The organism is Streptomyces sparsogenes (assembly GCF_001704635.1).
Taxonomy (GTDB): Bacteria; Actinomycetota; Actinomycetes; order Streptomycetales; family Streptomycetaceae; genus Streptomyces; species Streptomyces sparsogenes.
This window is the reverse complement of sequence record NZ_MAXF01000266.1, coordinates 1-676: the sequence shown is the minus strand read 5'-3', so window position 1 is coordinate 676 and position 676 is coordinate 1. Positions and strand designations below refer to the sequence as shown.

Sequence of the window (676 nt, the reverse complement as noted above, 5' to 3'; positions counted from 1 at the left end):
CTAGGAGTTGTCGTCAAATGTCACGCCCACATCAGCAGCGATGCGAGGGTGACGGCGGCTTGGTAGGACTCGGCGGTCTTGTCGTAGCGGGTGGCGATGCCGCGCCACTGCTTGAGTCGGTTGAAACACCGTTCGACGACGTTGCGCCGTTTGTAGACCTGCTTGTCGAAGGCTGGCGGACGTCCACCACGGCTGCCGCGTCGGAGCCGGTTGCGGATCTGGTCGGACCGTTCCGGGATGGTGTGCCGAATGTTCCGCTGCCGCAGCCAGGTGCGTATGGCCTTGGAGCTGTAGCCCTTGTCGCCGATGACGTGGCCGGGTCGGACCCGGGGCCGCCCCGGTCCCAGCCGGGGCACACAGATCGCCTTCATCACGGCGGTGAACTGGGTGCAGTCGTTGGCGTTCCCGCCGGTGACGGTGAAGGCGAGTGGTCGCCCCACAGCGTCGCAGGCCAGGTGGATCTTGCTGGTCAGGCCGCCTCGGGACCGGCCGAGTCCCGGGGTGCGGAGCCCCCTTTTCGCGCTCCGGCCGCGTGCTGGTGGGCCCGGACGATCGTGGAGTCGACCGACACCAGCCACTCGATGTCCCCGGCCGCGTCGGCCTTGGCCTGGGCGGCCCGGAGCATCCGCTCGAAGGTGCCGTCCTTGGCCCACCGGCGGAAGCGGGTGTGCAGCGT

1 pseudogene is annotated in these 676 nt (G+C 68.9%); it reads right to left on the bottom strand.

Features of this window, described 5'->3' with window-relative positions:
* Positions 1–20: 20 nt before the first annotated feature.
* Positions 21–676 (bottom strand): annotated as a pseudogene (locus BBH68_RS38795) (IS5 family transposase); the annotation flags it as partial.